This window comes from Curtobacterium sp. ABR8, assembly GCF_057812125.1.
This window is the reverse complement of sequence record NZ_CM173818.1, coordinates 1,756,841-1,777,977: the sequence shown is the minus strand read 5'-3', so window position 1 is coordinate 1,777,977 and position 21,137 is coordinate 1,756,841. Positions and strand designations below refer to the sequence as shown.

General features: G+C 69.5%; 19 protein-coding genes. 3 read left to right on the top strand and 16 right to left on the bottom strand.

Annotated elements, in window-relative coordinates:
• Positions 1–4: 4 nt before the first annotated feature.
• The 7 genes from cydB to ACXKZB_RS08525 form a co-directional block, all read right to left on the bottom strand.
• On the bottom strand, positions 5–1,009 hold the full coding sequence (cydB, locus tag ACXKZB_RS08555; RefSeq protein ID WP_340196989.1) for a cytochrome d ubiquinol oxidase subunit II: 1,005 nt from the start codon (positions 1,007–1,009) through the stop codon (positions 5–7).
• Between the two features lies 1 nt (position 1,010).
• Complete coding sequence (locus ACXKZB_RS08550) at positions 1,011–2,423, bottom strand: cytochrome ubiquinol oxidase subunit I (protein WP_222660775.1); 1,413 nt, start codon at positions 2,421–2,423, stop codon at positions 1,011–1,013.
• A gap of 274 nt (positions 2,424–2,697) precedes the next feature.
• A complete protein-coding gene (locus ACXKZB_RS08545; RefSeq protein ID WP_123312917.1) occupies positions 2,698–3,618 on the bottom strand; it encodes an ABC transporter substrate-binding protein in 921 nt (306 codons plus the stop codon).
• Positions 3,615–4,343 carry an ABC transporter permease gene (locus ACXKZB_RS08540; RefSeq protein ID WP_123313146.1) on the bottom strand — a complete coding sequence of 243 codons (729 nt, stop codon included), beginning with the start codon at positions 4,341–4,343 and terminating at the stop codon, positions 3,615–3,617. Before ACXKZB_RS08540 ends, ACXKZB_RS08545 begins: the two co-directional genes overlap by 4 nt.
• Entirely contained in the window at positions 4,340–5,056 is a 717-nt protein-coding gene (locus ACXKZB_RS08535) for an ABC transporter permease (protein ID WP_488825692.1), read from the bottom strand. The genes ACXKZB_RS08540 and ACXKZB_RS08535 overlap by 4 nt, the downstream gene beginning before the upstream one ends.
• Positions 5,053–5,976, bottom strand: a complete 924-nt coding sequence (locus ACXKZB_RS08530) for an ABC transporter ATP-binding protein (RefSeq protein WP_488825691.1) — start codon at positions 5,974–5,976, stop codon at positions 5,053–5,055. The genes ACXKZB_RS08535 and ACXKZB_RS08530 overlap by 4 nt, the downstream gene beginning before the upstream one ends.
• Before the next feature lie 216 nt (positions 5,977–6,192).
• Positions 6,193–6,723, bottom strand: coding sequence for a TetR/AcrR family transcriptional regulator (locus tag ACXKZB_RS08525; protein WP_488825689.1), 531 nt, complete (start codon positions 6,721–6,723; stop codon positions 6,193–6,195).
• Positions 6,724–6,979: 256 nt separating this feature from the next.
• Between ACXKZB_RS08525 and ACXKZB_RS08520 the strand changes: the two genes are divergently transcribed.
• Complete coding sequence (locus ACXKZB_RS08520) at positions 6,980–8,044, top strand: App1 family protein phosphatidate phosphatase (RefSeq protein WP_111085765.1); 1,065 nt, start codon at positions 6,980–6,982, stop codon at positions 8,042–8,044.
• Between the two features lie 97 nt (positions 8,045–8,141).
• Entirely contained in the window at positions 8,142–10,079 is a 1,938-nt protein-coding gene (locus ACXKZB_RS08515; RefSeq protein ID WP_488825688.1) for a glycoside hydrolase family 15 protein, read from the top strand.
• Positions 10,080–10,181: 102 nt separating this feature from the next.
• Here the strand turns inward: ACXKZB_RS08515 and ACXKZB_RS08510 are convergent, their stop codons facing one another.
• The 6 genes from ACXKZB_RS08510 to ACXKZB_RS08485 form a co-directional block, all read right to left on the bottom strand.
• Positions 10,182–11,555, bottom strand: coding sequence for a glucose-6-phosphate dehydrogenase (locus ACXKZB_RS08510; protein WP_488825686.1), 1,374 nt, complete (start codon positions 11,553–11,555; stop codon positions 10,182–10,184).
• A 260-nt stretch (positions 11,556–11,815) separates the two neighbouring features.
• Entirely contained in the window at positions 11,816–12,232 is a 417-nt protein-coding gene (locus ACXKZB_RS08505) for a cytochrome c oxidase subunit 4 (RefSeq protein ID WP_488825684.1), read from the bottom strand.
• A gap of 4 nt (positions 12,233–12,236) precedes the next feature.
• A complete protein-coding gene (gene ctaD, locus ACXKZB_RS08500) occupies positions 12,237–13,973 on the bottom strand; it encodes an aa3-type cytochrome oxidase subunit I (protein WP_173168381.1) in 1,737 nt (578 codons plus the stop codon).
• Between the two features lie 11 nt (positions 13,974–13,984).
• Positions 13,985–14,887, bottom strand: a complete 903-nt coding sequence (gene ctaC / locus ACXKZB_RS08495) for an aa3-type cytochrome oxidase subunit II (RefSeq protein WP_222661289.1) — start codon at positions 14,885–14,887, stop codon at positions 13,985–13,987.
• Positions 14,888–15,154: 267 nt separating this feature from the next.
• Positions 15,155–15,526 (bottom strand): HesB/IscA family protein, encoded by a 372-nt coding sequence (locus ACXKZB_RS08490; RefSeq protein WP_123312923.1) that lies wholly within the window; start codon positions 15,524–15,526, stop codon positions 15,155–15,157.
• 58 nt (positions 15,527–15,584) lie between these two features.
• Positions 15,585–17,030 (bottom strand): dipeptidase, encoded by a 1,446-nt coding sequence (locus ACXKZB_RS08485; RefSeq protein WP_222660767.1) that lies wholly within the window; start codon positions 17,028–17,030, stop codon positions 15,585–15,587.
• Between the two features lie 53 nt (positions 17,031–17,083).
• Between ACXKZB_RS08485 and ACXKZB_RS08480 the strand changes: the two genes are divergently transcribed.
• Positions 17,084–17,659: a DUF3043 domain-containing protein gene (locus ACXKZB_RS08480; RefSeq protein ID WP_123312925.1), complete on the top strand. Its 576-nt coding sequence runs from the start codon at positions 17,084–17,086 to the stop codon at positions 17,657–17,659.
• 486 nt (positions 17,660–18,145) lie between these two features.
• Here the strand turns inward: ACXKZB_RS08480 and ACXKZB_RS08475 are convergent, their stop codons facing one another.
• From ACXKZB_RS08475 to hisD, 3 genes are read right to left on the bottom strand one after another with little or no spacing between them, the layout of a single operon-like run.
• A complete protein-coding gene (locus tag ACXKZB_RS08475; RefSeq protein ID WP_488825875.1) occupies positions 18,146–19,213 on the bottom strand; it encodes a quinone-dependent dihydroorotate dehydrogenase in 1,068 nt (355 codons plus the stop codon).
• A 5-nt stretch (positions 19,214–19,218) separates the two neighbouring features.
• Positions 19,219–19,779 (bottom strand): transcriptional regulator NrdR, encoded by a 561-nt coding sequence (gene nrdR / locus ACXKZB_RS08470; RefSeq protein WP_488825681.1) that lies wholly within the window; start codon positions 19,777–19,779, stop codon positions 19,219–19,221.
• Positions 19,780–19,792: 13 nt separating this feature from the next.
• The gene (gene hisD / locus ACXKZB_RS08465; protein ID WP_488825679.1) at positions 19,793–21,100 is read right to left on the bottom strand and encodes a histidinol dehydrogenase; all 1,308 of its coding nucleotides are present in this window, start codon (positions 21,098–21,100) and stop codon (positions 19,793–19,795) included.
• Positions 21,101–21,137: the final 37 nt, after the last annotated feature.

Here is a 21,137-nt window from a genome sequence, read left to right as displayed (position 1 = left end):
CTGCCTAGTGCGCGGCCTGGGTGACCTGGGCCCGCGAGACACGCTTGCGGAACACCCAGTAGGTCCAGGCCTGGTAGGCGAACACGAGGGGGACGAAGATCAGCGCCACCCAGCTCATCACCGTCAGCGTGTACGAGCCGCTCGAGGCGTTGTACACGTTCAGGCTGTTCGCCGGGTCGTTGGTGGCGGGCATGACGTCCGGGAAGATCGCCGTGAACATGGCGAGCACGATCGCGGCGATGGTGACGGCCATCAGCGTGAACGCACGGCCCTCCTTGCCCCAGGCGTTGCAGAGCACGGCCAGGACCAGCGCGAGCGCCGCGACCACGGAGAGCACGAGCGAGGCCGGGGTCGCCCGCACGAACGCCATCCAGACCAGGAACGCGGCGCCGACGAGGATCGTCAGGATGCCGGCCCGGGTCGCCAGGCGCTTGGCGCGCTCGCGGATCTCGCCCTCGGTCTTCAGCGCGACGAACACGACGCCGTGCGTGAAGAACACCAGCAGCGTGGCCACGCCGGTGAGCAGTGCGAACGGGTTGAGCAGGTCGAACAGCGTGCCCGTGTAGTTGTGCCCGGAGTCCATCGGGATCCCGCGCACCACGTTGCCGAACGCGACGCCCCAGAGGAACGACGGCACGGCGGACCCGACGATGATCATCAGGTCGAAGCGGCGCTTCCACTCGAGGTGCTTGTTCTGGTGCCGGTACTCGAACGAGACGCCGCGCAGGATCAGTGCCGCCAGGATGAGCAGCAGCGCGAGGTAGAAGCCGGAGAACATCGTCGCGTACCACTCGGGGAACGCCGCGAACAGGCAGGCGCCGGCGACGATGACCCAGGTCTCGTTGAGGTCCCAGACCGGGCCGATCGTGTTGATGAGCACCCGGCGGTCGGTGTCGTCCTTGCCGAGGAAGGGCAGGGACATGCCGACGCCGAAGTCGAAGCCGTCGAGGACGAAGTAGCCGACGAAGAACACGCCGACGATCGCGAACCAGAGAACAGGGAGGTCCATCTCAGTACACCGTCACTTCGTGCTTGACCTCGCCGGTCTCCTCGTCGACCGCTGCCGGTGCGGCAGGGCCCTCTTGCGCGACCTTCTTGATGAGCTTGAACTCGACCACCGCCAGCGAGCCGTAGATCACGGTGAACACGATGAGCGAGATGAGGACCTCGAGCCCGGTCACGTTCGGCGAGACGCCGTCGCTGGTCTTGAGCAACCCGAACACGAGCCACGGCTGGCGACCCATCTCGGTGAAGATCCAGCCGACGATCATCGCGGCCATCGGGAGCGGGACGGTCCAGGTGGCGACGCGCCAGATCCAGCGCTTCGTCGGGAAGCGGCCCTTGCGGGTCAGCCAGAGGCCGGCGAGCGACACCACGACCGCACCGACGCCGAGCGCGATCATCCAGCGGAACGACCAGTAGGTCACCCAGATGATCGGCTTGTAGTCGCCGGGCCCGTACACCTGCGTGTACTGCGCCTGCAGGTCGTTGATGCCCTCGACCGTGCCGTTGAAGGTGTGCGTGGACAGGAACGACAGTAGGTAGGGCACCCGGATCGAGAACAGTTCGTGCACGCCGTCGGGGGTGCCGAGGGTGAAGATCGAGAACGAGGCGTCCTTGCCGGTCGCCGTGTTGTACAGCGCCTCGGCCGCAGCCATCTTCATCGGCTGCGTGTCGACCATCGTCAGGCCGAGCTGGTCGCCGGTGAGCACGGTCAGGGCGCCCGCAGCGACCATGGTCCACATGCCGAACTTCAGCGCCGGCATCATCGTCTCGAGGTTCTGGTTGCGCGCCAGGTGGTACGCGGCGACCGAGATGATGACCGCTGCGGCGACCATGAAGCACGCGAACAACGTGTGCGGGAACGCCGCGAGGGCGACCTTGTTGCCCAGGACCGCCCAGATGTCGGTCAGCTCGGCACGCCCCTTGGCCTCGTTCATCGAGAACCCGACCGGGTGCTGCATGAACGCGTTCGCGGCGATGATGAAGTACGCCGACATGATCGTGCCCGCGCTGACGCACCAGATGCTCGCCAGGTGCAGTCCCTTCGGCAGACGGTCCCAGCCGAAGATCCACACGCCGATGAACGCCGCTTCGAAGAAGAACGCCAGGATCCCCTCGAGCGCGAGGGGCGCCCCGAAGACGTCACCGACGAAGCGCGAGTAGTTCGACCAGTTCATGCCGAACTGGAACTCCTGCACGATGCCCGTCACGACGCCCATCGCGAAGTTGATCAGGAAGATCCGTCCGAAGAACCGGGTCAGCTGCAGGTAGTGCGCTCGACCGGTCCGGTACCAGGCGGTCTGGAACACGGCCACCACGGCGGCCATGCCGATCGTCAACGGGACGAAGAGGAAGTGGTAGATGGTCGTCAGACCGAACTGCCACCGCGACAGGATGAGCGGATCGAGGAGGTCGGTCATGCGGCACTTCCCAGTCGGGTCGCCGCGCGCAGTCGGTGCACGTCAGTGTCTTCCTGTGGAACGGATACATCAGATGTCACAGCCGTTGGGACTCTTCAACGGTACCGCGCCACCACCCACTTCGACAACTTGTAGAAATGTTCCGTGCACGAACGTGCAACGGCAGTGATCGGCACAACTGTGCGGCACGGATGTGCCGATCGGCATCGCCGGGAACGACGACAGGCGCCGGGCATTTGCCCGACGCCTGTCGTCTAACTCGCGGAGACTGCTGTTACAGCAGGCCCTCGTCCGTCAGGAACTCCTTGGCGATGGTGGACGCCTTCTCCTTGTCCGCCGTGCTCTTGGTGTTGAGCTCGATCAGGGCCTCGGGGGTCAGCTTCTCGTTGACCGAGTCGATCGCGTCCGCGGCCTTGTCGTTCACCTTGTCGGAGACGACGGGGATGACGTTCTGCGGCAGGATGAGGTTCTCCGGGTCCTCGAGCGTGACGAAGTCGTTCGCCTTGATGCTCGGGTCGGCGCTGTAGATGTCGGCGAGTTGGACGGTGCCGTCCTTCAGCGCCTTGACCGTCAGGGCTCCGCCGGAGTCCTCGACCGCCTTGAAGTCGACGTCGACGCCGTAGACCGACTTCAGGCCCTTCGGACCGTACGGACGGGTCTGGAACTCGGAGTTCGCGCCGACCGTGAGCTTGGACTTGACGTCCTTCAGGTCGGCGAGGCTCGTCACGTCGTTGTCCTCGGAGAACTGCTTCGTGACGGTGTAGCTGTCCTGGTCGGTCGCCTCGGCCTCGTCGAGGACCCGGAGGCCCTTCGGCAGCGCCGTCTCGAGGCCGTCGTCGATCTCGTCGGCGGTCTTCGCCTTGGAGTCCTTGTCGAAGTACTGCAGCAGGTTGCCGCTGTACTCGGGCATGACGTCGATCGCTCCCTTCTCGAGCTGCGGGATGTAGACCTCACGCTGCCCGATGTTGAAGTTGCGCTTGACCTCGAAGCCGTTCTTCTCGAGGACCTGTGCGTAGAGCTCGGCGATGATCTCGTTCGAGTAGTACTGCTGCGAGCCGACGACGATCGTCTTGGAGTCGGACGACGCGCTGGAGCCGCTGTCGAGCGGGTCGCTCGACGCGCAGCCGGTCAGGGCGGCGGCGACGCCCAGTGCGAGCGCTGCTGCGACGCCCGCACGGATCTTTGCTGTGATCACGATGGATTTCCTTCCGGGATGGGATTGCGGGCTCGCTCGCGCGATCCCTGGCGCTGCCGGGCCGACGGGTCGGCGGTGCCCTTGGGCACCGACGCCCGCTGCAGCACGGCGAACACGATCTCGAACGCGATCGCGAGTGCGATCACGAGGATGGAGGCGCCGAGCATCTCGGCGTAGTCCTGGGTCTTCAGACCGAGGAAGAAGTAGCCGCCGAGGCCGCCGGCACCGACGTAGGCGGCGAGCGTCGCCGTCGCGACGACCTGCAGCACGGCCGCGCGGAATCCGCCGATCAGCAGGGGCAGACCGAGCGGGACCTCGACCTTCCACAGGATCTGCCAGCCCGTCATGCCCTGCGCCTTCGCGGCGTCGACCGTCACGGGCTCGACCGACTCGATGCCCGAGTAGGCACCGGCCAGCACCGAGGGGATCGCCAGCACGACGAGCGCCAGGAGCGGCGCCTGCAGTCCGATGCCGAGCAGGAGTCCGAACAGGGAGAGCACGCCGAGCGTCGGCAGTGCTCGGATCCCACCGGACACGGCGATCGAGAAGCCCCGTGCGCGGCGTGTGTGGCCGATGGCGTACCCGATCGGCACCGCGATCACCGAGGCGATCACGACGGCGAGCAGGGTGATCCAGACGTGCTCCCAGAGCCGTCCGGGGATCGCGTTGTAGCCGGAGTAGTTGGTGGGGTCGAAGACCCAGGCGAAGGCCTGTCCGATGATCACGAGGAGACCTCCGCGGTCTGCAGCACGCGGCGGGCCTGTCGGCGCGACACCGAGGCCGTCCGGGTCCACGGCATCACGATGCGGCCGAGCAGCACGAGGAGACCGTCGAGCACGAACGCCAGCACGAGGACCATGACGATGCCGGAGATGATCTCCTCGTAGATGCCGCGGCCGAGTCCGTCCGTGAACAGCGACCCGAGGCTCTGGATGCCGAGGACTGCGCCGACGGTGGTGAGCGAGATGGTGGAGACCGACACCACCCGCAGCCCGGCGAGGAGCACCGGCCCGGCGAGCGGCAGTTCGACGCGGAAGAACCGCTGCGCCGACGAGTACCCCATGGCGGTCGACGCCGACGTCGTCCCGGAGTCCACCGACGTGAGCCCGTCGACCGTCGACCGGACCATGAGGGCGAGGCCGTACAGCGTCAGGCCGATCACCACGTTGACCGGGCTCTGCAGACCGGTGCCGATGATGCCCGGCAGTGCCACGAACAGCGCCAGCGACGGGATCGCGTAGAGGAGTCCGGCGAACGTCACGATGCCGCTGCCGACGCCGGAGGCGAACCGCGATCCGCCGGGGCGCTGGAGCCGGACGACGAGCCAGCCGATGGGGATGGACAGCAGGAAGGCGATGATGATCGGCGGGATGGCGATGGCCAGGTGCGCGACCGTGGCGTCACGGATCGTGTCGAGGTTCGCCAGCACCCACTTCACCGGGTGCCTCCACCCTGCGCCGGAGCGCCCGGGGCGTCCTGCGACGCTCCGGCCTGGTTCGAGGTGGGGTCGGCCTGCACCGCGGCGGCGGCGTCGACGACGTTGACCGGTCCGGTGAGGACCCCGGCGGCGCGCCCGTCACCGTCGACGACGATCGGGCCCGTGGGGGTGTGCTCGACGCGCAGCGACCGACGCCCACGACCCACGCCGATGAAGTTCGCGACGAAGTCGTCGGCCGGCTCGGCCAGGATCTCGGACGGCGTGCCCTGCTGAGCGATCTCGCCGCCCTTCTTCAGGATGACGACCTGGTCGCCGAGCTTGAACGCCTCGTCGATGTCGTGCGTGACGAACACGACGGTCTTGCCGAGTTCGCGCTGCAGGCGGATGAGCTCGTCCTGCAGGTCGTTGCGGACCAGCGGGTCGACGGCGCCGAAGGGCTCGTCCATGAGCAGGATGTTCGGGTCGACGGCCAGCCCGCGGGCCACACCGACACGCTGCTGCTGCCCGCCGGACAACTGGGACGGGTACCGGTCGGCGAACGCCCGGTCGAGTCCCACGGTGTCCATGAGCTCGAGCGCACGAGCGCGGGCGTCGGCCTTCGACACACCCGTCAGCAGGGGCACGGTCGCGATGTTGTCGACGACCTTGCGGTGCGGCAGCAACCCGGAGTTCTGCATGACGTAGCCGATGCTCCGACGGAGCTTGACCGGGTCGACGCCGGAGACGTCGGAGCCGTCGATCTGCACGGAACCCGAGGTCGGGTCGACCATCCGGTTGATCATGCGCAGCAGCGTCGTCTTGCCGCACCCGCTCGAACCGACGAAGACGGTGGTGGTCCGGGACGGGATCACGAGGTCGAAGTCGTCGACCGCGGTGGTGCCGTCCGGGTAGGTCTTGCGAACCGAGCGGAACTCGATCATGGGTGCCCTTCTGTTCGGAGGTAGCCCGACTCCGGATGAGAGTACCCGCCAGGTCCGACAGTGGTTCACCCGTTCGGGCACGCGGCGCGTCCCGGACAGGTGCGCACCGCTGTGGACAGGACCGAGCGCACGACGGAACCAGCGCGGACGACGACGCCCGCGCCTCCTGTTCGGAGAGCACGGGCGGGTCGGATGGGGGCGGGTTCCGCGCCGGGTTCAGCCGGCGGCGACCACCGACTCCATGTGGGCACGGCTCATCGCGCGGTACTCGGCGATGAGCGCGGTGTCGGGGTTCGCACGGTCGCGGTGCGCCCGCGCGAGCACGGCGTGTCCGGACTCGGCCAGCACCACCCAGGCCCGCGCGATGCGCTCGTTCTCGGGCAGGCCGAACCGGTCGCGCATGATCTGCCCGACGGCGGCGCCGAGCGCCCCCATGCGGTCTTCGGCGTCACCGGTCCCGGTGTCCGCGGTGTCGCCGAAGCGGATCGCGCGGAAGCCCGGCTCGGTGCGGTAGAGCTCCGCCGTCTCGTCGATCAGCGCGTCGCAGGCCTGCTGCCAGGTCTCCGCGCCGCTCGCGTCGAGCGCCGCGACGAAGCGCGCCGCGAGGCGCTGCGTGCAGCGGATGGCGAGTGCCTCGACCACGGCGATGCGGTCCGGGAAGTAGCGGTAGACGGTGCCGATGGACGCCCCGGCCCGTTCGGCGACCATCGCGGTCGTGAGTCGCTCGAACCCGATCTCGTCGATCACCGCGGCAGCAGCGTCGAGCAGACCCGCGAGGCGCGCCGAACTGCGGGCTTGGACCGGCTCGTTCCTGAGCAGTGATGATCCCCCCGGCAGAGCGTTCGTTACCTCGGTGACGAGCACGTGTTCTCCTCTTGCGCTCCAGCGCGGTTGGTTGGTGTGATGAGGACGATTTTCGCAGAGACCGGCTGGAACGTGGCTGCGACTCACCACAGGCACCCTGGGACGTGGACTTCCGGGTCGTGCATGGGATGATGGGGCGATGCCCGACCCGACGCCCCACGAGCCGTCGTTGGCCGAGCCGCTCCTGCACCGCGCGGCCCGCATCGAGGACGCCGTCCAGGAGTTCCGCGAGCACCGTGCCCGAAGCCGTGGCCTGGTCCCGACCGTCGTCCCCTACACGGGCTACGGCGCCCCCGGATGGGTCCGGATCCTGTGCCGTGTGCTGCTGACCCGCCGCGGTCTCGCCTCCGACGTCTCGTACGCCGGCGTCCGCGGGTGGAAGAGCTTCACGAGCGTCGCGGTCGACCACGCCGAGGTCACCGTCACCGCCGGCGGGGTCTCGCACGTCGTCGAGACCGACCGCGGTGGGGTCGTCGACACCATCGTGCCGATCGACCTCGAACCGGGCTGGCGCACCGTGCGCCTGTCGGCCGGCGGCGGCCGCGACGTCGAGGCCGACGTGTTCGTCGTGCATCCCGACACCCGCTTCGGCCTGCTGTCCGACATCGACGACACGGTGATGGTCACCTCGCTCCCCCGCCCGATGCTGGCCGCCTGGAACTCGTTCGTCCTCACCGAGCACGCCCGCCGCCCGGTGCCGGGCATGTCCGTGCTGTACGAACGCGTGCAGGCGCAGCACCCCGGCTCCCCGACGGTGTACCTGTCCACCGGTGCCTGGAACGTCGCCCCGACGCTGCAGCGCTTCCTGACCCGCAACATGTACCCGTCGGGCACACTCCTGCTCACCGACTGGGGGCCCACGCACGACCGCTTCTTCCGGAGCGGGCAACTGCACAAGCAGCAGAACCTCCGACGTCTGGCGAAGGACTTCCCGGACGTCCAGTGGCTGCTCGTGGGCGACGACGGCCAGCACGACGAGTCGCTGTACGGCGAGTTCGCCCGCGAGCACCCCGAGAACGTCGCGGGCGTCGCGATCCGACAGCTGTCCACGAGCGAGGCGGTCCTCGCCGGTGGACGCTCCCGGGCGCAGGAGCGCTCCCGCGACACCTCGGCGCCGTGGGTCTACGCACCGGACGGCGCCGGACTCTGGTCCGAGCTCGCGCGCGTCGGCCTCGCCGAGGCGGACGCCTCCGACCCGGCCTGAGCGAGGTTTCAGGCACACCGACGGCACGCGGCCGAGAGACGGCCGGCGACCCGGCCGCTCATCCCCCGCGCTCGGTTACCGGGTGTTCGATCGGGTCATGAGCACCGACACGGACCCGGACCGGACCGCCGACGCCGAGCGTCCACCAGCGACTCCCTCGACTCCCCTGAACCGCATCGAGGACCACGCCGTCATCGGCGACACCTCGACCGCCGCGCTCGTCGGTCGCGACGGCACGATCGACTGGGCGTGCCTGCCGCGCTTCGACAGCACCGCGACGTTCGCCTCGCTGCTCGGCACCGAGGACCACGGGCACTGGACGCTCCGCCCGACCGACCCCACGGCGACCGCGCACCGGAAGTACCACGGCGACACGCTCGTCCTGTCGACCGTCTGGACCACGGCCGACGGCGTCGTCGAGGTGACCGAGTTCATGCCCGTCGGCGCGCACCGCCCGTCCATCGTCCGCCGTGTCCGCGGGCTGAGCGGGACGGTCGAGGTGCAGCAGACCTTGCGGATCCGGTTCGACTACGCCCTCGCACTGCCGTGGGTGCGCCAGATCGGCGGCGACGAGGACCCGGCACTGCTCGCCACCGCCGGGCCCGGGTCGGTCATCGTGCGCGGCCCGCGGTTCCGGGCATCGGACCACCGGCACACGGCCACCGCGACGATCCACGACGGTGACGTGCTGGACACCGTCCTCACCTGGTACCCCTCGCACCGCGAGCCCCCGGCGCCCGTCGACGTCGACGCCGAACTCCACCGCACCGTGGGGTGGTGGACGGACTGGATGGCGACGGCGCGCACCGAGGGTCGCTACGCCGACGCCGCCCGCCGCTCCCTCCTGCTGCTCCGCGCCATGACCCACGGCGAGACCGGCGGCGTGGTGGCCGCCGTGACCACCAGCCTGCCGGAGGACCCGGGCGGCGAACGCAACTGGGACTACCGCTACGTGTGGCTCCGCGACGCCTCCCTCGCACTCGCCTCCCTCATCGCGCACGGCTACCGCGACGAGGCGGCACACTGGCGCGGCTGGCTGCTCCGCGCCATCGCCGGCGACCCCGCCGACGTGCAGATCATGTACGGCATCGCCGGGGAGCGCGAGCTGCCGGAACGCGAGCTCCCGCACCTGCCCGGGTACGCCGGCTCGACGCCCGTCCGGGTCGGCAACGGCGCGTACACGCAGTACCAGGGCGACGTGTTCGGCGAGGTCCTGGCAGCGCTGCACGACGCCCGCGAGCTCGGGGTCGAGGAGAACGCCGACTCGTGGGCCCTGCAGCGCGCCCTGCTCGGCTACGTCGAGGAGCACTGGCAGGAGCCCGACAACGGCATCTGGGAGATGCGCGGCCCGCGCCGGCACTTCACGCACTCGCGCGCGATGATCTGGGCCGCGTTCGACCGTGGGGTCGCGGCGGTCGAGGAGTTCGGTCTCGAAGGGCCCGTCGACCGCTGGCGCACCCTGCGCGACCAGGTGCGGGCCGAGATCGAGGAGCACGGCTGGAACGCCGCCCGTGGCAGCTACCGGCAGCACTACGACACCGACGAGGTCGACGCGAGCCTGCTCGTGCTGCCGCAGATCGGGTACGTCTCCGCCCACGACGCCCGGATGGCGGGCACCGTCGCCGCCATCGAGCAGGACCTGTCGACCGGCTCCGACGGCCTCGTGCTGCGGTACCGGACGTCGTCCGGGTTCGACGGCCTCACCGGCGCAGAGCACCCGTTCCTGGCGTGCTCGTTCTGGCTCGTCGAGCAGTACGCGGCCTCGGGACGGATCGACGACGCCGAACGCCTCATGGACGTGCTCGTCGGGTACGCGAACGACGTCGGGATGCTGTCCGAGGAGGTCGACGTCACCACCGGCCACCACGTCGGCAACACGCCGCAGGTGCTGTCGCACCTGACGCTCGTGTCCGCGTCGGACGCCATCGCCCGGGCGCGGGGCGCGTCGACCGGGCACCGCACGCGGCTGCCCGTGCACGACGGTGGCACCCGCTCGTGGACCGGCGAAGGCGAGCGCGCCGGCGGGCCCGCCTGATGCGGTGGTCCTGACCACGAAACGGACGGGAGGCACGGTGCCAGCTGGCACCGTGCCTCCCGTCCGCCGTTCCGCCCGTTCAGGGCGCGACTGTCACGTCCGTCAGGACGACGACTCCCAGTCCGCCGGCCCGCGCGAACCGGCGCGGTACTCCTCGAGCGGGACCTCGTCGGCCTTCCAGGCCTTGACGACCGGCTCGACGATCTCCCAGCAGCGCTCGGCCACGTCGCCGCGGATCGAGAGCAGCGGGTCGTCGTGGAAGATGCCGTTCAGGACCTCGCCGTAGGGGGTCAGCTCGCCGTCGCTGAACGACGACGACAGGGTGACCTGGCCCATCTCGAACGGGTTGCCACCGCCGTTGGCCGACACGGTCAGCTCGATCTCGTCCGGGTTCAGGACGATGCGCAGCGTGTCCGCCTTCGGGCGACCGCTCAGGCCGGAGGGCAGTCGGGTCACCGGCTTGAAGGTGATCAGCACCTCTTTCCGGCTGTTGCCGAGTGCCTTGCCGGACCGCAACGTGAACGGGACGCCCTTCCAGCGGGCGGTGTCGACCTCGACCGAGATCTCGGCGAGCGTCTCGGTGCTCCGCGACTTGTCGACGCCGTCCTCGTCCTGGTAGGACGGCAGCTCCTTGCCGTCGATCGTGCCGGCCGTGTAGACGGCGCGACGCGACGCGATCTTCGGGTCGCCGCCCTTGAGCTCGGTCGAACGGAGCACCCGGGCCAGGGACGAGCGGAACTCGACCGAATCGATGTCCGCCGGGGCGTCCATCGTCACGATGCCGAGGATCTGCAGCAGGTGCGACTGGATCATGTCCACCATCGCGCCGGCCTCGTCGTAGTACTGGGCGCGGTTCTCGAGCCCGAGGGTCTCGTCGTAGAAGACGTCGACCTTCTCGATGTTGTCGGCGTTCCAGATCGGCTCGAACAGGCGGTTCGCGAAGCGCAGACCGATGATGTTGAGGACCGTGGTGCGTCCGAGGAAGTGGTCGGTGCGGTGCACGCGCTCTTCGGGGACGAGCTTCAGCACCGTCTCGTTGAGGGCCCTGGCGCTCGCGACGTCGGTGCCGAACGGCTTCTCGAAGGCCAGCGTGGTGCCCGCCGGGAGCTCCACGTGCTCGAGCGCCTCGCAGATGTCGGAGGCGATCTGCGGCGGCAGGGCGAAGTACAGGATCGGCTCGGCCTCGGCCGCGTCCAGCAGGGCCTTGAGGTGCTCCGGGTCGGTGGGGTCGCCCTGGATGAACTGGGTCGACGCGAGCGTGGCGTCGACCTCGGGTCCCTTGACGTCCTGCGACGCGAAGGACTTCGTGACGATGTCCTTCCACTGCTCCGCGCTGCGGGCGCTGCGGCCCGTGCCGATGAGCTGGACGGGAACCGCTCGACCGCTCTGCAGGAACGTGCCGAGGCCCGGCAGCAGCAGGCGGGAGGCGAGGTCGCCCGTCGCGCCGAAGATGATGAGGGTGCGCTTGTCGGTCACCTGAGGTGACTCCTTTCGCTGTGGTGGGGAGGTCCGCTCCAGTCAAGCCGCGGGCGGGCCCGTTTGTTCCGGATCGGGGACCGGAGTTCGTGGGGCGCTGCGGCGTGCAGCGCGGGTCGTGTGCCGTGGTGTGCAGCGCCGGGTCGTGTGCCGTGGTGTGCAGCGCCGGGTCGTGTGCTGCGGTGTGCAGCGCCTGGACGCACTTCGGGCGGCACCGGATGTGGTGCCGCCCGAAGTGTCAGGTGCGTTGCAGCGTCAGGTCAGTGCCCGAAGTTGCCGCGGTAGTACTCGTAGACCCAGCCGACCAGGGTGACCGCCACCAGGGCGAGGCCGATCGGGACGATCCACAGACCGGCTGCGACGCCGAGGAAGCAGACGGCGACCGCTGCTGCCAGCAGGATCGGCCACCACGACCAGGGGCTGAAGTGCCCGAGCTCGGCGTCGCCGTCCTCGATGTTGGCGTCGGGGCGGTCCTCTGGCAGCACGCCGCCCTGGGACGCCATGACCTTGCCGAGGTAGAAGGCGATGAACGCCGACATGATGCCGGTCAGGCCGATCGCAACGGTGCCGACCCACTCCGGGCGCCCGTAGTAGAGCAGCGCCCAGATCGTGTACGCGGCGTCCGCGAGGACGAAGAACCCGAAGAGGATCCAGAACAGGTTGGTGTTCGCGCGCATCGGCTTACTTCACCTCGCCCTTCGCGGCGTCGTAGGTCGGGGCATCCGGGGCGTCCTTCGCGGGGCCGACACCGATCGGCACACCTGCCTCGGGGTGGTTCAGGTCGAAGGCCGGGGACTCGGAACGGATCCGCGGGATCGACGTGAAGTTGTGGCGGGGCGGCGGGCAGCTGGTGGCCCACTCGAGCGAGCGGCCGTAGCCCCACGGGTCGTTCACGGCGACCTTCGGTGCGTTCCGGGCCGTCACGTAGACGTTGAAGATGAACGGCAGGAACGAGATCGCGAGGATCATCGAGCCGATCGTCGACAGCTGGTTCATCCAGGTGAAACCGTCGTTCGGCAGGTAGGTCGCGTAACGACGCGGCATGCCGATGACGCCCAGCCAGTGCTGGATGAGGAACGTTGTGTGGAACCCGATGAACAGGAGCCAGAAGTGGATCTTGCCGAGGCGCTCGTTGAGCATCTTGCCCGTCCACTTCGGCCACCAGAAGTAGAAGCCGGAGAACATCGCGAAGACGACGGTCCCGAAGACCACGTAGTGGAAGTGCGCGACGACGAAGTACGAGTCGGACACGTGGAAGTCGAGCGGCGGCGACGCCAGGATCACACCGGTGAGACCACCGAACGTGAACGTGATCAGGAAGCCGACGGCCCACAGCAGCGGGGTCTCGAAGGTCACCGAACCGCGCCACATCGTGCCGACCCAGTTGAAGATCTTCACGCCGGTCGGGACCGCGATGAGCATCGTCATGAGCGAGAACCAGGGCAAGAGGACGCCACCGGTGACGTACATGTGGTGCGCCCAGACCGTGACCGACAGGGCCGCGATCGCGATGGTCGCGTAGACGAGGGTCTTGTACCCGAAGATCGGCTTGCGGCTGAAGACCGGGAAGACCTCGGACACGATGCCGAAGAACGGCAGCGCGATGATGTACACCTCGGGGTGCCCGAAGAACCAGAACAGGTGCTGCCAGAGCAGGGCTCCGCCGTTGGCCGGGTTGAAGATCTGCGCATCGAACACGCGGTCGAGACCGAGGCCGAACAGCGCGGTGGCGAGCACCGGGAAGGCCATCAGCACGAGCAGGGCCGTCACGAGGGTGTTCCACGTGAAGATCGACATGCGGAACATGGTCAGACCCGGGGCACGCATCGTGATGATGGTGGTGATGAAGTTCACCGCGCCGAGGATCGTCGAGAAGCCGGTCATGCCGAGTCCGAAGACCCAGAGTGTGCCGCCGAGCCCTGGTGTGAACGTCGTGTCACTCAGTGGCGCGTAGGCGAACCACCCGAACGAGGCCGCACCCTGCGGGGTGAGGAAGCCACCGACCGCGATGAGCGAGCCGAACAGGTAGAGCCAGAACGCGAAGCCGTTGAGTCGCGGGAAGGCGACGTCGGGAGCACCGATCTGGAGCGGCATGATCGCGTTCGCGAAGCCCGAGAACAGCGGCGTCGCGAACATCAGCAGCATGATCGTGCCGTGCATCGTGAAGAGCTGGTTGTACTGCTCCTTCGTCGCGACCACGTGCAGGCCGGGCTCGAACAGCTGGGCGCGGATGACCAGGGCCATCACACCTGCGAGCAGGAAGAAGACGAACGACGCGATCAGGTACATGTACCCGATGGTCTTGTGGTCGGTGGAGGTGATCCACCGGACGATGATGTTGCCCTTCCGGCCCACCTTCGACGCCTGGAAGTCCGGCGAAGCAGTCTGGGTCGGTTGGCCGACGAAAGACGTTGTCATCTGACGAGCCCCTACTTGTTCTCGCTGGACGCCTCGACCGGCGCCTTGTTGTTCGGTTCGTTCGTGTTGGTGTTGTACTCGTCGCCGAGGAGCCCGACCTTGCCCTGGTCCTTCAGGGTGTCGAGGTAGTCCTGGTACTGCGCCGGCGTGACGACCTTCACCTGGAAGAGCATGAGCGAGTGGTACTCACCGCAGAGCTCCGCGCACTTGCCCTGGTACGTCCCGAGCTTCTCCGGGATGAAGTACTCCCAGTTCGTCTTGCCGGGGAGCATGTCCTTCTTGTACAGGAAGTCGATGATCCAGAAGGAGTGGTCGACGTCGCGCGAGGAGAGCTCGATCGCGACCTTCTTGCCCTGCGGCAGGTAGAGGGTCGGCAGCTGCGACTCGTCGATGGCGCCCTTGGCGTTCTCTTCTTCCTGGGCCTGGATGCCCTGGTAGTAGACGCTGTCCTCGGGGTTGTCCTTGTTGATGTAGTTGAAGTCCCACGCCCAGCGCTTGCCGTACACGTGCACGGTGGCGTCGGGGTCGTCGAACGGCTTCTCGATCGCGGCCTGGTCCTTCGCGGTGAAGGCGAAGAAGCCGAGCACGAGGATGAGCGGCACGATCGTGTAGAAGATCTCGAGCGGCATGTTGTAGCGCATCTGCACGGGCAGGCCGGTCTGGCCCTTCCGGCGGCGGTACACGATCGCGGCCCAGATGATCAGGCCCCAGACGATGAGACCGACGGCGAGGAGCACCACCCAGCTGGTGGTCCACAGGCCGACGATGCGGCTCGTGTGGTTGGTGACGTTCTTCGTCTCCTCCGTGCCGGGGAGCCATCCGTTCATCTGCTGCTGCGTGCAGCCAGCCAGTGCGATGACCAGACCGACGGCCACCGGGACGGCCGCCCAACGTATACGGCGATTCGAACGCACTGTTACCTCTCGCAAAGACGTGAGCTCGGAGCCGAACCCGCCGAGCCGCACGAAGGCGACACTTGGCTGGCTCCCAGCTTGATTGGAACACTCCTAGCTTACTCGCAGCTCGCCACCGCTCGTGCACACCCGACACGCTCATCGCCGCGATCCGCACTCCTGACCGGCCGTTTTCCCCGGTCACGCTGCGACCAGGTGCACCGACGAACGCGAGCGGGGAGCGACCGTGTCGGTCGCTCCCCGCTCGCGTGTCGGATCGGCTGGTGATCAGTGGAAGCTGTCACCGCACGCGCAGCTGCCCTGCGCGTTGGGGTTGTCGATCGTGAAGCCCTGCTTCTGGATGGTGTCCTCGAAGTCGATCGTCGCGCCGTCGAGGTACGGGACGCTCATCTTGTCGACGACGACCTCGACCCCGTCGAACTCGGCGGTGACGTCACCGTCGAGCAGGCGCTCGTCGAAGTACAGCTGGTAGATCAGGCCCGAGCAGCCCCCGGGCTGGACGGCGAGGCGCAGGCGGAGGTCGTCGCGGCCCTCCTGCTCGAGGAGACTCGCCACCTTGCCGGCCGCGGCGTCGCTCAGGAGGACGCCGTGCGAGGCTGCCTCGGTCGCCGGTGCGTCGGTGGTGATGGTGTCGCTCATCGCGCGTCTCCCTCCGGGCGGTGCGGTTCACCGCGCCTGGCGTCGATTGTAAGCACCGTCAGCTGCGCGTCGCGAGCCTGGCGAGCAGGATCGCCTCGGACGCGATGGCCCGGTGCAGGACGCCGAGGTGCTGCGACTCGTTCGGGCTGTGGGCGCGGGTGTCCGGGTCCTCGACCCCGGTGACCAGGATCTGGGCCTCCGGGAACTCCGCGGCGAGGTCCGAGACGAACGGGATCGAGCCGCCGATGCCCTGCTCGACCGCCTCGGCACCCCAGCCCTCCCGCATGGCCGTGCGTGCCTCCTGGACGGCCCAACCGGCCGTGTCGACGAGGAACCCGTCGCCGCTGTCCGGTTCTGTGATCTCCATGCGGGCACCGAAGGGCACGTGTGCCCGCAGGTGCCGCTCGACGGCTGCGTACGCCTCGCGCGCGTCCTGGCCGGGCGCGACCCGGACCGAGACGCGGGCCGAGACGGACGGCAGCAGCGTGTTCGAGGCGTTCGCGACGCTCGGCACGTCCATGCCGGTCACGGTGATGGACGGCTGGAACCACATGCGGGACAGGACCTCGCCGGTGCCGATCGGCCGGACGCCCGCAACGAGGGCCGCGTCGACGGCGAGCTCGTCGTCGGTGCGCGACGGGACGTCGGCCTCGTACGAGGTGAGCCCCTCCACCGCGACGGAACCGGCGTCGTCGTGCAGCGACGCGAGCAGCTTCACCATCGGGATCATCGCGTCCGGGGCCGCTCCCCCGAACATGCCGCTGTGGCTCGCGTGCTCGAGGGTCGTCAGGGTGAGCTTGAACGTGACGTTGCCACGGAGGGAGACCGTGATCGACGGCACGTCCACCGACCAGTTGTCGCTGTCGGCCACCACGATGACGTCGGCGGCCAGGTGCTCCTTCTGCTCGCGCAGGAAGGTGCGGAAGGACCGGGAGCCGAACTCCTCCTCGCCCTCGACGAACAGCACGACGCCGAGGTCGAGGTCGTCACCGAACTGCGCGTGGATCGCCCGCAGCGACGCGATGTGGGTCATCACGCCGGCCTTGTCGTCCGAGGCGCCGCGCCCGTACAGACGGTCGCCACGGAGGGTCGGCTCGAACGGCGGTGTCTCCCAGAGTGCGTCGTCGCCCTGCGGCTGCACGTCGTGGTGTGCGTAGAGCATCACGGTCGGCTTGCCGTTCCGGGCCGGGCGGACGGCGAGCACCGCGGGCTGGCCGAGCTCAGCGCCGGAGGTCTCGGCGTCGGCCGTGTCCCCGTCGACGGCCGACCGCACGATCCGGACGTCGTCGGCGCCGAACACACCGGTGGACCGCGCCAGGTCCGCCACGGCCTCGGCGCTCGCCCGCACGTTCGCCGGGTCGAACGCCGACCACGACACCGACGGCAGACGCACCAGGGCGGACAGATCGGCGATCGTCGTGGGCAGTGCACCCTGCACCTGTTCGCGCAGGGCGTCGAGGAGCGCGGGGTCGGTCGCGGAGCTGGGCTGTGCGGTGTCGGTCATGCCCGGTAATCTAGAGGACGATCCCGCACGCACAACGCCGTTAGGAACGCACCGTGGCGAAGGCAGCCCCCAAGACCAACACGACCGTCAACCCGACCGAGGAAGAACTCCTCGAGCAGGGCAAGGGCCGCCCGACGCCGTCCCGCCGTGAGCGCGAGGCCGCGAACCGCCGTCCCCTCGTCGGCAACACGCCGGTCGACAAGAAGGCCGCCCGCGCGCGTCTCAACTCCGAGCGCGAGCGTGCCCGGGTCGGCATGGCCAACGGCGAGGAGCGCTACCTGCCGGCGAAGGACCGCGGTGAGCAGCGTCGCTTCGTCCGCAACTGGATCGACGCGCGCTGGAACGTCGGCGAGATCATGATGCCCGTGCTCGTGCTGTTCCTGATCGTCGGGTTCGCCGCCTCGCAGACCGCGATCGCGTCGTACTCGCTCCTGCTCGTCTGGGCGTTCGTGGCCCTGTTCGTGCTCGACTGCGTGGTGCTCTGGCTCTCGATGCGCCGCAAGCTCACGACCAAGTTCGGCGAAATGCAGCGCGGCACGTTCCTCTACATCCTGACGCGGGCGTGGCAGCTGCGGTTCCTGCGCCTGCCGAAGCCCCAGGTCAAGCGCGGGCAGTACCCCGCCCTCTGACCCCAGCGCCGCTGTCCGAAGCGCCGTCCGGCCTCGCCGGGCGGCGCTTCGTCGTTCCGGAGCGCGCGGCTCCGTGGCCCCCCGCTCGGGTTGGGGCTCGGGGCTCGGGGCTCGGGGCTCCACGACCCGCCGCGTGCGTGCCGCCAAGGTTCCACGACTCGCCGCGTGCGTGACTCCGAGGTTCCACAGCGGCCCCGCTTGCGCGGCGAGGTTCCGAAATCTCGGAACCTCGCTGGCCGCATCCGGGCGTGGCGACGCACCGGCGGACGGGAGGCACGGGGCGGGGTCGCACCGTGCCTCCCGTCCCAGGGGTGGTCGGCGAGGTTCCACGACTCGCCGCGTGCGTGTCGCCAGGGTTCCACGAACGGCCGCTGCAGGCCGCGAGATGCCGAGATTTCGGAACCTGGAGGGACGACGGAGTCGGACGGACGGCGGAGTCGGGAGGACGACGGAGTCGGGCGAGCGGGCACGCCCGCGCCCCCGCGCTCAGCGCGCGGCGCGGCGCAGCCGCTTGCGGCGCAAGCGGTTGATGCGGGTGGCCCAGCTCGGCCCCTCGTAGAGGAACGCAGTGTAGCCCTGCACCAGGGTGGCCCCGGCGTCGATGCGGTCCTGCACGTCCTGCTCGGTCGTCACACCGCCCACGGCGATGACGCAGAACTCGGCCGGCACCGCGGCACGGACGCGACGCAGCACCTCGAGCGAACGCGCTGCGACGGGCGCGCCGGAGAGTCCCCCGGCACCCATCGCCTCGACGTCGGCCGGATCCGCGGTGAGCCCCTCACGGGAGATCGTCGTGTTGTTGGCGATGATGCCGGACAGCCCGAGCGACACCGCGAGGTCGGCGATGGCGTCGACCTGCTCGTCGGTCAGGTCCGGCGCGATCTTCACCAGCACGGGCGTGTCACCGGCGGCGTCGCGGACGGCGGACAGCAGCGGGCGGAGCTGGTCGAGTTCCTGCAGGCCGCGCAGGCCGGGCGTGTTCGGGGAGCTGACGTTGACGGCCAGGTAGTCGGCGAACGGGGCGAGGCGACGCGTCGACTCCAGGTAGTCGTCGATGGCGTCGTCGACGGCGACGACGCGGCTCTTGCCGATGTTCACGCCGATGACGGGCCGCCCCGGGTTGCGGCGGGCGCGCTCGAGGCGTCGGGCCGCAGCACCGGCGCCGTGGTTGTTGAAGCCCATCCGGTTGATGAGCGCGCGGTCCTCGATGAGCCGGAACAGGCGAGGACGCTCGTTGCCCGGCTGGGGCTTCGCGGTGATCGTGCCGACCTCGACGTGCCCGAAGCCGAGCAGGCCGAGGCCGCCGATGCCGCGGGCGTCCTTGTCGAACCCGGCGGCGAGGCCGAAGCGGGACGGGAAGTGGATGCCCATCGTCGTGATGCCGTCGGCCGCCGAGGGGCGGGAGTAGCGCTCGACCAGACCGCCCACGAACGGCACGTGCGGCAGGGCCTTGATGACGGCGAACGCCAGGTGGTGCGCCCGCTCGGGGTCCATCTTGGCGAAGACCGACCGGAAGACGACGGCGTACCCGGAGCGGACCAGGCCTTCCGCGATGCCGCTCACGCGCCGGCACCGGCCGACGAGCCGGCGGCACCCGCCGACGCGCCGGCACCGGCCGACGGACCGGCAGCCCCCGCAGCCGAATCGGCGGCACCCGCCGACGCGCCCGCAGCGTGGTGGTCGCGGCGGAGCTGGCTGATGGCGTCCTCGAAGTCCTCGAGCGAGTCGAACGCCTGGTAGACGCTGGCGAACCGCAGGTAGGCGACCTCGTCGAGCTCCCGGAGCGGCGCGAGGATCGCGAGTCCGATGTCGTTGGCGTCGATCTGGCTCGAGCCGGACGACCGCACGGTCTCCTCGACGCGCTGCGCGAGCACGGCCAGGTCGCCGTCGGTGACCGGGCGCCCCTGGCAGGCCTTGCGGACGCCGGAGACGATCTTGTCGCGACTGAAGGGTTCGGTGACGCCGTTGCGCTTGACGACGTTGAGCGACGCGGTCTCGGTGGTCGAGAAGCGTCGTCCGCAGTTCGGGCACTGTCGACGGCGGCGGATGGAGGTTCCGTCGTCGCTCGTCCGTGAGTCGACGACGCGGGAGTCCGGGTGGCGGCAGAAGGGGCAGAACATGTCGTCGCCCAGGCTATCGGTTCGTGCGCTCCGTCACGGCGGCACCGTGCGCGGGGAGCTGCTCCTCGGTCGACAGGGCGACGATGTGCGCGGCGACCCCGTCGAGCGCCGACGCCGAGTAGCGGATGACCTGCTGCGGCCGCAGGAACGTGGACGCGGACAGGCCGGACCCGAAGCGCGCCTGACCACCGGTCGGCAGCACGTGGTTCGAGCCGGCCAGGTAGTCCCCCAGGCTGACGGGCGTGCTCGGTCCGACGAACACCGCTCCGGCGGCGTCGATGTCGGCGAGCACCGCGTCGTCGTCGGCGGTCTGGATCTCCAGGTGCTCCGGTCCGTACGCGTTGCTCACGGTCGCGGCGTCGGTGAGCGAGTCCACCAGCACGATCGCGGACTGCGGTCCGTCCAGGGCGGTCTGGAGGCGCGCAGCCGTCCCGAGCACCGCCGTGCGCTCCGGGATGGCGGCTTCCACCGCATCGGCGAACGTCGCCGACGTCGTCACCAGCACACTGCCGGCCTGCTCGTCGTGCTCGGCCTGGCTGATGAGGTCGGCGGCGACGAACCCGGGGTCGGCGGTCTCGTCGGCGATCACGAGGATCTCGGTGGCGCCGGCCTCGGCGTCGATGCCGACGACGCCGCGCACCAGGCGCTTCGCCGCGGCCACGTAGTTGTTGCCCGGACCCGTGACCAGGTCGACGGGCTCGAGGTCGATCGCGGGGACGCCGTACGCCAGCGCACCGATGGCACCGGCACCGCCCATCGCGTAGACCTCGTCGATGCCGAGCAGCCCGGCCGCGGCCAGGATGGTCGGGTGGACCGCACCGCCGTGGTCGCGCTGCGGCGGGGACACGAGCGCGATCGAACGCACACCGGCGACCTGGGCGGGGACGACGTTCATGACGACGCTCGACGGGTAGACGGCCTTGCCACCGGGCACGTAGAGCCCGACGCGGCGCATCGGCTGCCAGCGCTGGTGCACCTCGGCGCCGTCGGCGAGCGTGGTGACGGAGCCGGCGGGCACCTGCGCGGCGCTCGCGGCACGGACACGACGGATGGCTTCGTCGAGCGCGTCCCGCAGTTCGGGGGTCAGCCCGGCGACGGCTGCCGCGATCTCGGCGACCGGCACCCGGACGTTCGCCGGGGCGCCGCCGTCGAAGCGTTCGGCCTGGTCGTGCAGCGCGTCCGCTCCGCGGTGTCGGACGTCCTCGACGAGCTCGCGGGCGGCGTCGACCGCGTGCGAGACGTCGCCCACGGCGCGCGGCATGAGTCGGAGGAGTTCGGCACGGGCGGGCAGGCCACCACGGAGGTCGATTCGCTGCATCATCAGGGGACAAGCCTACCGAGGTGCACCCCCACGCCCA

Excerpts from the sequence above, each read along its gene's own strand:
- cydB (WP_340196989.1), bottom strand. The coding sequence starts at position 1,009 with ATGGACCTCCCTGTTCTCTGGTTCGCGATCGTCGGCGTGTTCTTCGTC.
- ACXKZB_RS08550 (WP_222660775.1), bottom strand. The coding sequence starts at position 2,423 with ATGACCGACCTCCTCGATCCGCTCATCCTGTCGCGGTGGCAGTTCGGT.
- ACXKZB_RS08530 (WP_488825691.1), bottom strand. The coding sequence starts at position 5,976 with ATGATCGAGTTCCGCTCGGTTCGCAAGACCTACCCGGACGGCACCACC.
- ACXKZB_RS08520 (WP_111085765.1), top strand. The coding sequence starts at position 6,980 with ATGCCCGACCCGACGCCCCACGAGCCGTCGTTGGCCGAGCCGCTCCTG.
- ACXKZB_RS08515 (WP_488825688.1), top strand. The coding sequence starts at position 8,142 with ATGAGCACCGACACGGACCCGGACCGGACCGCCGACGCCGAGCGTCCA.
- ACXKZB_RS08505 (WP_488825684.1), bottom strand. The coding sequence starts at position 12,232 with ATGCGCGCGAACACCAACCTGTTCTGGATCCTCTTCGGGTTCTTCGTC.
- ctaD (WP_173168381.1), bottom strand. The coding sequence starts at position 13,973 with ATGACAACGTCTTTCGTCGGCCAACCGACCCAGACTGCTTCGCCGGAC.
- ACXKZB_RS08490 (WP_123312923.1), bottom strand. The coding sequence starts at position 15,526 with ATGAGCGACACCATCACCACCGACGCACCGGCGACCGAGGCAGCCTCG.
- ACXKZB_RS08485 (WP_222660767.1), bottom strand. The coding sequence starts at position 17,030 with ATGACCGACACCGCACAGCCCAGCTCCGCGACCGACCCCGCGCTCCTC.
- nrdR (WP_488825681.1), bottom strand. The coding sequence starts at position 19,779 with ATGTTCTGCCCCTTCTGCCGCCACCCGGACTCCCGCGTCGTCGACTCA.
- hisD (WP_488825679.1), bottom strand. The coding sequence starts at position 21,100 with ATGATGCAGCGAATCGACCTCCGTGGTGGCCTGCCCGCCCGTGCCGAA.